Below are 14795 nucleotides of genomic sequence, written 5' to 3' on the forward strand. Positions count from 1 at the left end.
CCACAAAGACACCCGACATTTGGTAACTAGTCAGTTACCATTTATGAGTGTCCGTCTTCGTCGCAATCGCCGACCCGGTGCGTCGCGGGATCCTGCGGATCCTCGTCGACGGCCCGCAACGAGTCGTCGACATCCAACGGTTGCTCGCCGCCCGTCACCCGATCTCGCGGCCCGCGGTGAGTCGACACTTACGGGTGCTCGCCGAGGCCGGCCTGGTCGAGGCCGCCACGACGGGCCGGGAACGTCACTACCGACTCGACCCGACACCACTGCTCGAGGTGAGGAAGTTGTTGTCCGACCTCGGATCCGGGGACGCCGCGGACGCCTCCCGCGTGCCGATCGCGGAGTCGGCACTCGACGCCCTGAACACCGAGGTGTACCGAACCCGACGCGAAAGACGCAGGGCCGCAAGCCCAGACAGGTCCAGCCGACACACTGCCGAACCCGACGTCACATCCCACCAGATACAGGAGTCAGGATGACGAATGCACCCATACCCAGCGGCCGGCACCGCGTCCGCCGAGATGGCGACGTGGTCGAGTTCACCCGTACCTACCGCGCCGCCGTCGACGACGTGTGGGCCGCCGTGACCGAGTCCGATCGACTCGCCCGCTGGATCGGTTTCTTCGACGGCGACCCCGACGAGGGTCACGTCGCCTTCACGATGAACGCCGAGGGGGAGGAGAACATGACCCCGGTGCGCTACGACATTCGACGCTGCGAGCCGCCACATGTCCTTCAGGTGCACACGACCGACGATGCCGGTACGTGGGATCTGATCCTTGAGCTGGACGAGAACAGTGGCATCACGACGCTGAGGCTCAGTCAGATCGTCCACGACCCGGAGATCATCGAAAGCACCGGACCGGGGTGGGAGTACTACCTGGATCGTCTCTCAGCGGTAGTGACCGGAACGGACCCGGCCGACATCGACTTCGATGACTACTACCCGGCGCAACGGGAGTACTACCTCACGGTGCGGGACCGGGTGAACGCGAGCGCGAACCGGTCACCGGACTCCGGCTACTGACGTCGGCGGTGTCGACCCCCGCCGGTTGAGTAATGACCGGCGGTGCGGCGGGAAGCGGGCGCGAGTCTCTTGTCTGCGCCACAGCAATGCGCGACGGCGCCGACACGGAAAACATTCAGTCGCAGGCACTTGGACCGACCGTGCAGATCTTGTCGCCGGTCCTCCACGCTGGAGACTGGCTTGAGCATCTGTACTCGCGATCTCCCGACACGACCCAGCACGGCTCGATTGCCCCAGCCCGGCCGCCCAACGAAAAAAATCCCGGAGAGCAATGCTCTCCGGGATTCTCGCGGTGTCCGAGGGGGGACTTGAACCCCCACGCCCGTTAATAGGGCACTAGCACCTCAAGCTAGCGCGTCTGCCATTCCGCCACTCGGACTCGGTGCTTCGGTGTCTCGCGGATTTCTCCGTTCCGCACCGGGCCGGATAACACTAACCGAGGTTGCCCCCGTATCCCAAATCCCGTAGGAGTGAGGGGTGACTTCGGAGCCTGAGAACACCGCCGGGACCATCAAAGCCGTCGACGAAGTGGTCGATATCGTCAGCAAACTGATCCGCTTCGACACCTCCAATACGGGAGAGCCCGAGACGACGAAGGGCGAGGAGGACTGCGCCAAGTGGGTAGCGGGGATGCTCGAAGAGGTGGGGTACACCACTCAGTACGTCGAGTCGGGGCGACCGGGACGCGGAAACGTGTTCGCGCGGCTCGCCGGTCCGCCTGATTCCGACCGTGGTGCGCTCCTGGTGCACGCGCATCTCGACGTCGTGCCCGCAGAGCCTGCCGACTGGAGTGTCCACCCGTTTTCGGGGTCGGTGTCCGACGGCTACATCTGGGGCCGCGGCGCCGTCGACATGAAGGACATGGCGGGGATGGCGCTGGCACTGGCCCGCCAGTTCAAACGCGACGGCACCGTGCCGCCGCGTGAACTGGTCTTCGCCTTTCTTGCCGACGAAGAAGCCGGCGGGACGTGGGGTTCTCACTGGCTGGTGGAGCATCGGCCGGACCTGTTCGAGGGCATCACCGAGGCAGTCGGCGAGGTCGGCGGCTACTCACTGACCGTCGACCGCCCGGACGGCACGCAGCGTCGTCTCTATTTGGTGGAGACGGCCGAGAAGGGGCTCTCGTGGATGCGGCTCACCGCCGAAGCCACTGCGGGCCACGGCTCGTTCCTGCACTCCGACAATGCTGTCACCGAGATCGCCTCCGCGGTCGCGCGAATCGGAAACCACGAATTCCCTCTCGTGATCAGCGATTCGGTGGCCGAGTTCCTGCAGGCGGTGTCCGAGGAGACCGGTTGGGATCTCGGTCCCGACACACCCGACCTCGAGACCGCCCTGTTCAAACTGGGCAGCCTCGCCCGGATCCTCGGTGCCACACTGCGCGACACCGCCAATCCGACCATGCTCAAGGCCGGCTACAAGGCCAACGTCATCCCGCAGAAGGCCGAGGCCGTCGTCGATTGCCGCGTTCTTCCCGGGCGCCAGAAGGCATTCGAGGCTGAGATCGACGAGTTGATCGGCCCCAACGTCCGACGGGAATGGATCACCCACCTTGACTCCTACGAGACGACATTCGACGGTAACCTCGTCGACGCGATGAATGACGCGATCCTCGCCTACGACGAGGACGGTCGGACCGTCCCTTACATGATGTCGGGCGGCACCGACGCCAAGGCGTTCGCCAAGCTCGGAATCAGGTGCTTCGGCTTCGCGCCGCTGCGCCTGCCACCCGAGCTCGACTTCGCCGCGCTCTTCCACGGCGTCGACGAGCGTGTCCCGGTGGATTCGGTCCTGTTCGGCACGCAGGTGTTCGAGCACTTCCTGCATCACAGCTGAGCGGTCCCCCGACCTACGGTTCAGCTGCGACGCGTCAGCGCGATCAGTCGCCGAGCACTCGCCGCAGGTAGTCGTTGCCGAAGACGCGCGAGGGGTCGTACTTGTCCCGAACCGCGAGGAAATCGTCGAATTGCGGGTACACAGCGCGGAAGTACTCCGCGTCGCGAGTGTGTAGCTTGCCCCAGTGTGGCCTGCCGTGGTGGGCAACCATGATCTCCTCGACGTCGGCGAAGAACGCCGAGATGTCTGCGGGATCGTCACGGTGGTAGCGGTGGACCGCTATGTAGCCGGTGGTACGTCCCGACGCTGTCGAGAGCATCAGATCGTCGGCGGCGGCCGCGCGCACCTCCACCGGGAAGCTGACGCGGTATCCCTTGCGTGGGATGAGCTTCTCGATGTCGTTGAGTACCTCCGCCACAGCGGGCAGTTCGACCGCGTACTCCATCTCGCGGAAGCGCACATCGCGGATCGACGCGAAGACCTCTGCCGACGGTGCGACGTACGTGCGCTCCGAAAGCGCATGACTCGCAACCCGATTGAGCGTCGGAACAACTGCGGGAACCCGCCGTCCGAGTTCGCAGACAACCCCGTAGACCTTGTTGCTGATCAGGTCGTCGTCGATGTATCTACGCACCGAGCCCGGCCCACTTGGCGTCGCATCTGCGGGAAGCCTTGTATTGGTCTTGGCCAGCGCGCGACGAGTGTGCGGGAACCAGTAGAACTCGTGGTGGTCGAAGGATTCGACGCGGTCGAGAAAGCCGCCGACCGCATCGTCGAGGTCGAGAGGCTCGTCGTGAGCGCGGAGACTGAATGCGTCGACGCATTCGATGGTCAGCTCGACGATGACCCCAAGCGCACCCAATCCCAAAGCGACAGCGCGCAATTCGTCATCGTCGGCGGTGAGAGTGACGACGTCGCCGGTACCGGTGACGATCTTCGCGCCGACGATCTGCGTCGAGATCCCGCCGAAGTGCAGACCGGTTCCGTGTGTACCCGTCGACGTTGCCCCGGTGATCGTCTGGCGATCGATGTCGCCGAGATTGCGCATTCCGAGCCCGTAAGGGGCGAGCAGAGCAGGGATCTCGTGCAGCCGGGTGCCCGCACGCAACGTCACCCGTTTCCCGTCGACGCCGACCACCCCGCGCAGCGCGGACATGTCGAGCTGAATGCCCTCTGGCACGCCGATGGCGGTGAAGCTGTGCCCGGAGCCGATCGGCTTGATGCGTGTCCCGTCGGCCGCTGCTGTCGCGACGAGCTGCGCGACGGCGTCGACGCTGTCGGGTGTCGCGACTGCCGTTGTGGCCGACTGGTTTCCACTCCAATTGCGCCACTGCGTGCGCGTCTGTGTTGTCACAGGTAGCACTTTTCTTCCCCTCGGTAGGTCGGAACGAGATCGTCGACGCGTGCCTGTCCGTTCTGGTCACGTCCGATCAGAGCAACTGTCCTGGCGCGCTCGCACACCTCGCCGGACTTGGTGTGGCGGAACCACACTCGATCACCCGGCACCAGCGTCGACGCGGCGTCGCCGGTCAGCGGCGTCTGCACCTCGCCTGCGGCCTCGGTACCGACGTAGGACAAACCCGCGGGCCACACCGGACGCGGGAGCCTGTCGGGCGCGGGTGGGCCGGAGGCGATCCATCCGCCACCCGCGCACGTGATGATCTTCGGCGCGGGTCTGCGCGTCACGTCGAGACCGAACATCAACGCGGGAGCGGGCTGAAAGCGTCGGTATCCGTCGAACAGATGACCGCCGAAAAGTCCACTGCCCGCGGCGATGTCGGTGACTGACCCGTCGCGCGCGGTCTCTTCGAGCGAGCCGGTTCCGCCCGCGTTGACGATCTCGATGTCGGCGAGCTCGCGCAGCGAGGAGATGATCGCGCCCCGTCGTCGTCGCAATTCGAGCATCGACACGCGCTGCATCGCCCGGGTCGCCCTGTTCATCAACGGTTTGCCGTCGACGTCGTCGGCGACTCCCGCAACCTGAGCCTCGTACGACATCACGCCGACGAGCGCGAACCCCGGACGTGCGACGATCGCACGGGCCAGCGTCAGGGCGGCGTCTGCATCGTGCACAGGGGAGCGTCGGACACCGAGGTGGACGCGACCGCCGAACAGTCGCAACGAGGCGTCGAGGTCGATGGCCACGCGAACCGCCGAACGGTGTGCTGGCGAGACGACGGAGTCGATGACGTCGAGTTGCGCGACGTCGTCGACGAGAAGCGTGACGCGCGTCAGTGCGACGTCGTCGGCGAGGAGGTCGGCGAGAGCGGCACGTCGAACCGACGGATACCCGAGGAGCACGTCGTCGATGTTCGACTCGGTGGCCAACCACTGCGCCTCGGCGACATCGTAGGCAAGGAGTCCCGCAAACCCATCGCGCGCGACGACGTCGTCGATGATCGATCGGACTCGAAGCGACTTGCTGGCCAACCGAATCGGCACACCAGCCGCTCGGGCGGTCAGGTCGGCGATGTTGTGTTCGAGCGCGGCGAGATCCAGTGCGAGGGTCGGCGCGTCGAGTCCCGCATCACGCACCGCCGCGTCGATTCCCGCGTAATACCCGTCGGGGTCGGTCGACCACGGCTGTGACGACGCGACTGCGCCCGAGTGGGTTGTCGCGGCCTCGAGACGGCCCATATGTGCTGCTCCCAGAGGTGTTGTGGGGAGATCGGAGTGCCCGGCTCCCAAAGTTGACCAAGTGGTCAACTGAAAGTTACTACACAACTTCCGACGGCGGGACGTGAAAGTGCATCTCGGGCTCCGAGCGCTGCGGATTAGACTCGCGAACGAGTCCAAGCACGCTCGGCCATACCGGCCGTACTCGCGAGAGAAAGGTGTTCGATGACCTCGTACGACCCCTACGCAGACCTGCCGAACCTGCCGACGTTCACGCTGACGTCGGAGAGCGTGGCCGACGGCGCACCGCTGGCAACTCCGCAGGTCAGCGGAATCATGGGCGCGGGCGGCGCCGACGCCTCACCACAGCTCTCGTGGTCTGGATTTCCCTCGGAGACAAAGAGTTTCGCTGTGACGGTCTACGACCCCGACGCTCCGACTGCCGCAGGTTTTTGGCACTGGGCCGTCGCCGACATCCCTGCATCGGTGACGAGTCTCGCCGAGGATGCAGGCGATGAGAACGGGAGTGGTCTTCCCGCGGGAGCGGTCACCCTGGCCAACGACGCCTCGCTCAAGCGGTTCGTCGGAGCTGCGCCGCCGCCCGGACACGGCCCGCACCGGTACATGATCGTCGTGCACGCCGTCGACGTCGAGTCGCTCGAATTGCCCGAGAACGCGACGCCGGCGTACCTCGGATTCAACCTGTTCTCGCACGCGATCGGACGCGCGCGCATCATCGGGACGTACGAACAGCCCGCCGAGAACGTCTGACTCGACGATCAGCCGCGTGCCGCGCTGCCGACCGCCTCGGAGATGTTGTTCCATCCGGCGGCGCGCACGCGGGCTGCGAGTCCCTCATGGATCTCGCGTAGTCGCACCGGCCCCCCGTAGATGAAGCCGGTGTAGGTCTGCAACAGATCGGCGCCCGCGCAGATGCGCTCCCATGCCTGATCGGGCGTCTCGATACCGCCGACGCTGATCAGGGCGAGCTTGCCGCCGACGCGAGAGTACAAGCGGCGCAACACCTCCAGCGACCGATCGGCGAGCGGTGCGCCGGAAAGTCCGCCCGCACCCATCGCCTCGACCTCGTCTGCCGGAGTGGTGAGTCCGTCACGCGAGATCGTCGTATTCGTCGCGACGATGCCCGCCAGTCCGAGTTCGACGGCCAGATCGGCAACCGCGTCGATGTCGGCGTCGGCGAGGTCGGGGGCGATCTTGACGAGTACCGGTACCGACACCTCGTCGAGTACCGCGGCGAGGATCGGCCGCAGTGAGTCGACGGCCTGGAGGTCGCGAAGCCCCGGGGTGTTCGGCGAACTCACGTTGACCACCACGAAATCGGCGTGTGGGCCCAGTAGTCGAGCCGAGACCCGGTAGTTGTCCACGGCGCCGTCGAGCGGCACCACCTTGGTCTTGCCGATGTTGGCACCGATCGGACCGGGGATACCCCGCCCCTTGGCCGCCAGGAGATTGTCAGCCGCTGCCACCGCGCCGGGATTGTTGAATCCCATGCGGTTGATCAGCGCACGGTCGGCGGGGAGCCGGAACAGCCGCGGTGGCGGATTGCCCGGCTGGGCCTGGCCGGTGACGGTGCCGACCTCGGCGTACCCGAAGCCGAGAAGCCCCCACGCGTCGGCCGCTGCGGCCGACTTGTCGAAACCTGCTGCCAGTCCCAGGGGCGCCGGGAAGGTGACACCGAAGACCTCTTGGCGCAGCACCGGGTCGGGAACGGTGAATAGTCGCGCGAGGAGGGTCCGCGCGATGCCCAGCCTGCTGGTGGTGCGTATCGACGCCATGATGATCGAGTGGATGCGCTCGGGGGCGAGAAGGAACATCGCCTTGAGCGCGACCGGGTACAGGACCCGGTTGACGCGGGTCAGCATGCCTCGGCACTTCCGCCGAACTGCTCGCCACTTCGGCCCCGTGGCGGTTTTTTGCGTCGTAGCAACACTTTTCGGGTGCCATCGGTATACAGCCGAACTCGCGACAGTTCCCAGCCCCCGAACTCGGCTTCGAGTGACAGACGCATCGACGCCGTCACCCTGGTGATGTCCGGTGGAAGCTTGATCAACATCGTCTCGTAGTCCTCGGACGTCACTTCCCATCCGCGGGGATAGCGCGCACCGATACGTGCGCTGGTGCGGTGATGCTGGGGGAGCCGGTGATGACCGGGCGTCGACATCAGCGTCCCGCCTCGCCCGGCGCGGCAGTGGGGCTGCTCACAGGTGCCCCTTGGGTATACGGCGGACTGACGACCTGCACGCCGCCGTCGCGGGCCGACAGCACGTAAACGGTGCCGGACGCATCGTCGACGGTGAGGGCGTCGGGCTGGGCGACCGCGGCGAAGCGATGCTTCTCGACGGGTTCACCACCGGCAAGGTCATACGCCACCACCTCGTTGTTCGCCGTCGTCGACACCCAAAGGAGATTGCGGGTGTCGTCGTAGTCTACGGCGTACGGTCCGTTCGGCACGGGATAGCGGAATCGCATCACCAGCGGTGCTCCATAGAATCCGACGATCTCGTCGTCGCGTGTGTTTGCCACCAGGATTCGCCCGTAGTGGTCGACGGTCGCCTCGGTGGCGCCGTTGCCCGCGCGTAGCGCCGCACCGAACTCGCCGGTGGAGATGTTGACCGGGGTGACAGACGACTGCGCTTTGTCGAGCACGACGACCTGCTCGTCAGGGAGGTCGGCGCCGACGGGGGAGACGGTGATCTGATCCACACCGACGAATCCGCCGATATCGCGGCTCTGCTTGAATGCGGCGTCGAAGACCACGAGGTGACCGTTGGCCGTGCCCACCAGGATCTGTCCGGCCGTCGTGCGAGCCAGCGCGGTGGGCTCCGACACCGAGGTTCGCGCTGACGTCACGGCTCCGTCGGGAGCGATGCGCACCAGGGTTTCCGGCCCCGCACCGACGAATGCGCCGTCGCCGACCCCGATCAATCGTGTGAGCCGGGGTACCGCGACGGTGCTCGGCGGAGTGGTGATCGCCTCCGTCGACAATCGGAGCACTGAAGTCCCGTCTTTGCTCAGAACACCCAGCGAGTTGCCCGAATGAGCCAGCTGCGTGCTTCCCGGCGGCGTCGGCACAACCGTGCCCGCAGGCGTGGCGGCAGGTCCGGCGGGGGCGGCACTTGCGGTCGCGGGCGCCACCGTTTCCTTCTTGCCGCCGCCATCGTCCGACGATCCGCAGCCCGCCAGCACCATCGTCGCGACCACGATCGTTGCGATACCCCAGACCGGCGCCGAACGTCGGCGAGCAGAGTGAGCGGTATCGACAAGCCGGGGTGAGCGCATGCAACCATCTTGCGCGACGCACATCGGTCGCCCGCCGACAGGTCAGCGTGACCGTTCGCCGGATCACATCCGGTGTGCCGCTCGCGCGTCGCATACGACCGGTAGCATCGTCGCCCGTGACCGAGACCATGACCTGGGCCCAGGCGATCGTGCTGGGAATCATCCAGGGCCTCACCGAGTTTCTTCCGATCTCATCGTCGGCCCACCTGCGCATCGCCTCGGAACTGATGTTCGGTGGCGACGCCGGAGCGTCGTTCACCGCTGTGATCCAACTCGGAACCGAGGCTGCGGTTCTCGTGTTCTTCGCCCGCGACATCGGCCGCATCATCACCGCCTGGTTCCGCGGACTGTTCAACAAACACGAGCGCAACCTCGACTACCGGATCGGTTGGTACGTGATCTTCGCGACCATTCCGATCGGCATCATCGGCTTCTTGCTGAAGGACGAGATCCGCACCGCTGCGCGCAACCTGTGGATCACCGCGATCGTCCTGATCGTGTTCTCGGGAGTGTTCTGGCTCGCCGAACGCGTCGCAACACAGTCGCGGTCGATCGAGCAGCTCACCCTGCGCGACGGCCTCGTCATGGGTCTCGCGCAGTGCCTCGCCCTGGTGCCCGGCGTGTCACGCTCGGGTGCGACGGCAAGCGCAGGTCTGTTCCTCGGGCTCGAGCGCGAGGCCGCCTTCCGCTTCTCGTTTCTGCTCGCGATCCCCGCGGTACTCGCTTCCGGGCTGTTCAGTCTCCCCGACGCCTTCCACCCCTCGGGCGACGGTATGGAGGCCACGGGCGCACAACTCGCGGTGGCCACACTGATCTCCTTCGTCGTCGGCTACATCTCCATCGCCTGGCTGTTGCGCTTCGTCAGCGGACACTCGCTCAACTGGTTCGGCGTGTACCGCGTGGCCCTCGGCCTCGTCGTGATCGGTCTGCTTTCCGCCGGGGTCATCAGCGCGACCTGACCTGCGCCGTGTCGGCCGTCTGTGCCGCAGCGGGCGCGAGTGCCTATGGTTGAGGGATGACCGTGATCCTGGTTCGCCATGGCCGGTCGGTTGCCAATACCTCGGGCGTACTGGCCGGCCGCACGCCGGGCGTCGCCCTCGACGACAAGGGACGCTCGCAGGCGGCGGAACTGGTGAATCGACTCGGCTCGTGCGTCGAGCAGATCACCGCGGTGGCTCGCTCACCATTGCAACGGTGTGGTGAGACCGTTGCACCGTTGCTCGCAGCCATCACCGAGCAGACCGGTCGTCAGGTTCCCGAGGTGGTCGTCGACGATCTCGCAGAGGTCGACTACGGCAGTTGGACCAACCGACCGATCAAAGACCTCCTCGCCGAGCCCCTCTGGAAGGTGGTGCAGCAGCACCCGTCGGCTGCCGTCTTCCCTGAGGGTGAGGGCCTGTCTCAGGTTCAGGCCCGTGCCGTTGCCGCGATACGCAGGCTCGACCGCGAACTCGGGGGGCCGGACGGCTCCGGAGTCTGGGTCGCGTGCTCACACGGCGACGTGATCAAATCGGTGATCTCCGACGCGATGGGTGCCCACCTCGACACCTTCCAACGGATCGTCATCGAACCGGCGTCGATCAGCATCGTCCGCTACGGCGCGACACGCCCGTACGTGCAGACGGTCAACAACACCGCAGTGATCTCGATACCGTCGCCCCCGCCGAAGAAGAGCCACGACGCCCCCTCCCACGACGCCGGAGCCGAGGACGACGCGACCATCGGAGGCGAGACCGGCGTCGACGACAACCCCCTGCGACCGGCAACTTCTGCACAGGCTCCCGCCGGACGCGGATAATGAACACACGAGAAAAGGAGGTGTGATGTCTCGAGCGATCCATGTCTTCCGCAGCCCGGACCGGTTTGTCGCCGGTACCGTCGGACAACCGGGCGACCGGACGTTCTACCTCCAGGCTGTCCACGAGGCGCGCATCATCAGCGTGATGCTCGAAAAGCAACAGGTGCAGATCCTCGCCGATCGGATCGGCGCTCTGCTCGACGAGATCCATCGCAGGTTCGGCACCCCGATTCCACCGCCGTCCGACCGCGTCGGAGATCTCAGCCCCCTGGTGATGCCGGTCGACGCCGAGTTCCGGGTCGGAACCATGGGCCTCGGCTGGGATGCCGAGTCCGAGGCCGTCGTCGTGGAGCTGCTCGCCATCACCGAGGGTGAATTCGACGAGAGCGTCGTCCTCGACGACACCGACGAGGGTCCCGATGCCGTCCGCGTGTTCCTCACCACGCAGGCCGCGCGCGAGTTCGCCGCGCGATCGTCGCGGGTCATCTCCGCCGGGCGGCCGCCGTGCCCGCTGTGCGCCGAGCCTCTCGATCCCGCCGGTCACCTCTGTGTCCGCACAAACGGCTTCAAACGCGACGCAGAGCTGAGCAAATCGATCGAATTCGTCGACCCGGAGGTGTTCCGCGATCTGTCGCTCGGCGATGACTCGGGTCTCTACGACACAGACGACGAAGGTGACGAGTCAGGAGAAGGACCCGACGCCGACAGCCCGGGGCGGGATTGACACCGATGCAACCGGGGGAGGCCGCAGGCGAGCCCGGTACGGGCGGCATCACCTCAGATGATGCGCTCCGCGAGGGAGAACTGGTCATCGTCGGCCGAATCCCGACGGCGAGCAACGCGACCCTCGTCTGCGACGCAACACCGTCCACCGGCGGCAGCGTTCGGTGTGTCTACAAACCGATTCGTGGCGAAGTGCCGCTGTGGGACTTTCCCGACGGCACACTGGCCGGGCGCGAGGTGGCGTCGTACCTGATCTCCGAGGCACTCGGCTGGCACACGATCCCGACGACGGTGATGCGCGACGGTCCGCTCGGCCCCGGAATGGTCCAGCGCTGGATCGACACCCCCGATCCCGACTCCGGCGACCTCCCGGCGGCTCGCGTCGACCTCGTGGACCTGTGCCCGCCCGACACCGTCCCGGACAACTATCGGCCGATCCTGCGGGCGCTCGATCCACTTGGTGAGCAGGTCGTTCTCGTCCACGCCGACGATCCGCGCCTGCTGCGGATGGCGGTGCTCGACGTCATCCTCAACAACGCCGACCGCAAGGGCGGACACGTACTCGAAGGTCTCGACGGCAACGTCTACGGCGTCGACCACGGCATCTGCCTGCACACCGACGACAAACTGCGCACGGTGCTGTGGGGCTGGGCGGGTGATCAGATCCCCGGCCACCTGATCGCCGATATCGCGACGCTCGCCGAGGCCCTGGAGTCCGACGACTCGCAGCTGCGCGCGGCACTGGCCCCACACATCACCGACGACGAGATCGACGCACTCGCCCTGCGCGCCATCATCCTCGCCGAATCCGGCAGGCTTCCCATGCCGCCGCCTCACCGGCCCATTCCCTGGCCACCGTTCTGACGACCTATTCAGACAGCCCGTTCTGACAGCCCTGTTCGGACCCGTCTGAGAGCGGCCAATACAGTGGGACATATGCAATCGTGGCCCCAACCGGCTGTGCCCACCGTCGGCGGATCCGGACCCGCGCTCCGCCTGTACGACACCTCGAGCCGCACCGTCCGACCCGTCTCGCCCGGCGCGACCGCGACCATGTACGTCTGTGGCATCACGCCCTACGACGCAACGCATCTCGGTCACGCGGCCACCTACCTCACTTTCGACATCGTCAACCGGGTGCTGCGCGATCAGGGGCATGAGGTGCACTACGTGCAGAACATCACCGACGTCGACGACCCGCTGTTCGAGCGTGCGGCCCGCGACGGCGTCGACTGGCGTGCGCTGGGCTCCGAGCAGATTCAGCTCTTCCGCGACGACATGACCGCGCTGAGCGTCCTACCGCCGCGCGACTACATCGGTGCGATGGAATCCGTCGACGAGGTCATCGAGATGGTGGGCAAGCTCCTCGCCTCCGGCGCGGCGTACGTCGTCGACGATCCCGAGTTCCCCGACGTGTACTACCGCGCGGATGCCACCGAGCAGTTCGGCTACGAATCCGGGTACGACCGGGCGACGATGGAGCGGTTCTTCGCCGAACGGGGCGGCGACCCCGACCGTCAGGGCAAACGTGACCGCCTCGATCCCATCCTGTGGCGGGCGCGTCGCCCCGACGAGCCGTCGTGGGATTCGCCGTTCGGACCGGGACGTCCCGGCTGGCACGTCGAGTGTTCGGCGATCGCGCTGAACCGGCTCGGCGTCGAATTCGACATTCAGGGTGGCGGAAACGACCTGATCTTCCCTCATCACGAGTTCTCCGCAGCGCATGGCGAGGCGTATACGGGCGCTAGGCGCTTTGCGCGCCACTACGTGCACACCGGCATGGTCGGACTCGACGGCGAGAAGATGTCGAAGAGCCGTGGAAACCTCGTGTTCGTGTCGGTGCTGCGCCGTGCGGGTGAGGATCCCGCGGCGATTCGGCTGGCGCTGCTCGCCGAGCACTACCGCGCCGACCGCATGTGGAGCGATGCCGTTCTCGACGAGGGCCGCGCACGTCTTCACCGGTGGCAAACTGCCACGTCGGCACCGACCGGCCCGGACGCCGCACCCGTCATCGCCCGCGTTCGGGAGCATCTCGCCGACGACCTCGATACACCGAAGGCCCTTGCCGCCATCGACGGGTGGTGCCGAGATGTCGAGCAGGGAATCGGACAGTCGACGACCGCTCCCGGCGATGTCGCCACCGCCGTCCAAGCACTGCTCGGCGTCGAATTAGGCCACGCGACACGATGATCCGACGCGATTCGTACGCCGGCGGCGTAGCTTAGTAGAGTTCTCCGGGTGGCCCGCGTTCAGGAGATCCGACCCAACACCGAATCCGGCGTGTACACCGTGATCACACGGACCTCGACGTATCTGCTCGACTTCAACGACATGACTCTGCTGCGGGCTCCGGGAGTGGGAGGCACCGACAGCGAGGAGTGGGCGGTCAGCAGGCTGCGTCGCGACTCCGAAGACATCCCGCTCCTCGGTGTGAAGTCATGCCGAGTGGGCGAATCCGCACAGTTCTGGGTTCGCGCCGCCGACGACCCGGACGTACGCACCTGGCGTATCACGACGCCGGTCGTCTCCATCGAACGCATCGACTGACCGGCGAGCGAGCAGCCCGTCGGACAGCGACCCAGTCGCTGAAACTCAGCCTCCGAAAGGACCGGGTCGACGCCGCTTGAGGTACCGCTCGAATTCGGCGGCCAACGCGTCACCGTCGATCTTGGCCATCGCCTCGTCGGTATCGAGTTCCGCGTCACCGCGCTCCTCGAGGCCTCGGACGTAGTCGGCGATCTCCTCGTCGTCCTCGGTCATCTCGGTGACCGCCTGCTCCCACTCTTCGGCCTGCTCGGGCAGCGTGCCGAGCGGTACCTCGATGTCGAGGACCTCTTCGACCCTGTTGAGCAGCGCGACGGTCGCCTTGGGGTTCGGGGGCGTCGACACATAGTGCGGGACCGCAGCCCAGAACGACACCGCGGGCAGCCCCGCTTGCACGAACAGATCCTGCAGCACCCCGGTGATCCCCGTCGGGCCCTCGTAGCGGTTCTCGGCGAGGTTATAGCGCTCGGCCGCTTCGCTGCTGTAGGCGCTTCCGGTCACCGGGACCGGACGGGTATGGGGAGTGTCGGCGAGCAACGCACCGAGCATCACTGTCGTCTCCACACCCAGCTCGTGCGCGAGGTCGACGATCTCGGCGCAGAACGCGCGCCAGCGCATGTTGGGTTCGATTCCGCGCACCAGTACGATGTCACGGTCGGCTCCCTCGGGGCTGCAGTAGGAGATGGATGTCGTCGGCCAGTCGATTCGGCGGGTGACTCCGTCGATTTGCTTCACCGTGGGCCGATTGACCTGGAAGTCGTAATAGTCGTCGGCATCGATGTCGACGAGGGGGCGCGCGTCCCAGGTCAGCGCGAGATGCTCGACGGCACTGCTGGCCGCGTCTCCGGCGTCGTTCCAGCCCTCGAAGGCAGCCAGCAGGATCGGCCGGCGCAACCGGGGAAGGTTCGACAACTGCTCTGCGTTCACTGAACCAGCCTACGACCTGAT

The 14795-nt window shown here is 66.3% G+C and carries 16 protein-coding genes and 1 tRNA gene; 10 read left to right on the top strand and 7 right to left on the bottom strand.

The genetic code is table 11. The annotated features are described in order from the left end of the window. The first annotated feature begins 47 nt into the window (after positions 1–47). Positions 48–482, top strand: coding sequence for an ArsR/SmtB family transcription factor (locus tag ABW18_RS02325; protein WP_049697352.1), 435 nt, complete (start codon positions 48–50; stop codon positions 480–482). After that, positions 479–1030, top strand: coding sequence for an SRPBCC family protein (locus tag ABW18_RS02330; protein WP_049697353.1), 552 nt, complete (start codon positions 479–481; stop codon positions 1028–1030). Before ABW18_RS02325 ends, ABW18_RS02330 begins: the two co-directional genes overlap by 4 nt. Positions 1031–1323: 293 nt before the next feature. Here ABW18_RS02330 and ABW18_RS02335 read toward each other — a convergent pair. Beyond that, a tRNA-Leu gene (locus tag ABW18_RS02335) sits at positions 1324–1409 on the bottom strand. Between the two features lie 98 nt (positions 1410–1507). Between ABW18_RS02335 and ABW18_RS02340 the strand changes: the two genes are divergently transcribed. Beyond that, complete coding sequence (locus ABW18_RS02340; protein WP_049697354.1) at positions 1508–2866, top strand: M20/M25/M40 family metallo-hydrolase; 1359 nt, start codon at positions 1508–1510, stop codon at positions 2864–2866. A 43-nt stretch (positions 2867–2909) separates the two neighbouring features. Here the strand turns inward: ABW18_RS02340 and ABW18_RS02345 are convergent, their stop codons facing one another. Together ABW18_RS02345 and ABW18_RS02350 are read right to left on the bottom strand one after the other, a co-directional pair. After that, the gene (locus tag ABW18_RS02345) at positions 2910–4220 is read right to left on the bottom strand and encodes a D-arabinono-1,4-lactone oxidase (RefSeq protein ID WP_049697528.1); all 1311 of its coding nucleotides are present in this window, start codon (positions 4218–4220) and stop codon (positions 2910–2912) included. After that, complete coding sequence (locus tag ABW18_RS02350) at positions 4217–5503, bottom strand: alanine racemase (protein ID WP_049697355.1); 1287 nt, start codon at positions 5501–5503, stop codon at positions 4217–4219. The genes ABW18_RS02345 and ABW18_RS02350 overlap by 4 nt, the downstream gene beginning before the upstream one ends. A gap of 204 nt (positions 5504–5707) precedes the next feature. On the opposite strand from ABW18_RS02350, the gene ABW18_RS02355 reads away from it, so the two are divergent. Further along, positions 5708–6253, top strand: coding sequence for a YbhB/YbcL family Raf kinase inhibitor-like protein (locus ABW18_RS02355; RefSeq protein ID WP_049697356.1), 546 nt, complete (start codon positions 5708–5710; stop codon positions 6251–6253). Between the two features lie 8 nt (positions 6254–6261). Here the strand turns inward: ABW18_RS02355 and ABW18_RS02360 are convergent, their stop codons facing one another. Genes ABW18_RS02360 through ABW18_RS02370 form a run of 3 tightly spaced genes read right to left on the bottom strand, consistent with a single transcriptional unit; the run spans position 6262 to position 8782 of the window. Continuing rightward, positions 6262–7365 (bottom strand): quinone-dependent dihydroorotate dehydrogenase, encoded by a 1104-nt coding sequence (locus tag ABW18_RS02360; RefSeq protein WP_049697357.1) that lies wholly within the window; start codon positions 7363–7365, stop codon positions 6262–6264. After that, positions 7359–7664 carry a DUF5703 family protein gene (locus ABW18_RS02365; protein WP_049697358.1) on the bottom strand — a complete coding sequence of 102 codons (306 nt, stop codon included), beginning with the start codon at positions 7662–7664 and terminating at the stop codon, positions 7359–7361. The genes ABW18_RS02360 and ABW18_RS02365 overlap by 7 nt, the downstream gene beginning before the upstream one ends. Further along, positions 7664–8782 (bottom strand): YncE family protein, encoded by a 1119-nt coding sequence (locus tag ABW18_RS02370; RefSeq protein ID WP_152929981.1) that lies wholly within the window; start codon positions 8780–8782, stop codon positions 7664–7666. Before ABW18_RS02370 ends, ABW18_RS02365 begins: the two co-directional genes overlap by 1 nt. A 116-nt stretch (positions 8783–8898) precedes the next feature. Here ABW18_RS02370 and ABW18_RS02375 point away from each other — a divergent pair, with 116 nt between their 5' ends. The 6 genes from ABW18_RS02375 (at position 8899) to ABW18_RS02400 (ending at position 13850) form a co-directional block, all read left to right on the top strand. After that, a complete protein-coding gene (locus ABW18_RS02375; RefSeq protein ID WP_049697529.1) occupies positions 8899–9741 on the top strand; it encodes an undecaprenyl-diphosphate phosphatase in 843 nt (280 codons plus the stop codon). Positions 9742–9797: 56 nt separating this feature from the next. Continuing rightward, on the top strand, positions 9798–10580 hold the full coding sequence (locus ABW18_RS02380) for an MSMEG_4193 family putative phosphomutase (protein WP_049697360.1): 783 nt from the start codon (positions 9798–9800) through the stop codon (positions 10578–10580). A gap of 25 nt (positions 10581–10605) precedes the next feature. Next, positions 10606–11304, top strand: a complete 699-nt coding sequence (locus ABW18_RS02385; protein ID WP_049697361.1) for a DUF3090 domain-containing protein — start codon at positions 10606–10608, stop codon at positions 11302–11304. 5 nt (positions 11305–11309) lie between these two features. Then, on the top strand, positions 11310–12167 hold the full coding sequence (locus ABW18_RS02390; RefSeq protein WP_049697362.1) for an SCO1664 family protein: 858 nt from the start codon (positions 11310–11312) through the stop codon (positions 12165–12167). A 72-nt stretch (positions 12168–12239) separates the two neighbouring features. After that, complete coding sequence (gene mshC / locus ABW18_RS02395; RefSeq protein WP_049697363.1) at positions 12240–13493, top strand: cysteine--1-D-myo-inosityl 2-amino-2-deoxy-alpha-D-glucopyranoside ligase; 1254 nt, start codon at positions 12240–12242, stop codon at positions 13491–13493. Positions 13494–13541: 48 nt separating this feature from the next. Further along, positions 13542–13850: a hypothetical protein gene (locus tag ABW18_RS02400; RefSeq protein WP_005202917.1), complete on the top strand. Its 309-nt coding sequence runs from the start codon at positions 13542–13544 to the stop codon at positions 13848–13850. A gap of 45 nt (positions 13851–13895) precedes the next feature. Here the strand turns inward: ABW18_RS02400 and ABW18_RS02405 are convergent, their stop codons facing one another. Continuing rightward, entirely contained in the window at positions 13896–14774 is an 879-nt protein-coding gene (locus ABW18_RS02405; protein ID WP_049697364.1) for a PAC2 family protein, read from the bottom strand. Between the last annotated feature and the right edge of the window lie 21 nt (positions 14775–14795).

The sequence above is a fragment of the Gordonia jacobaea genome, assembly GCF_001186365.1.
Taxonomy (GTDB): Bacteria; Actinomycetota; Actinomycetes; order Mycobacteriales; family Mycobacteriaceae; genus Gordonia; species Gordonia jacobaea.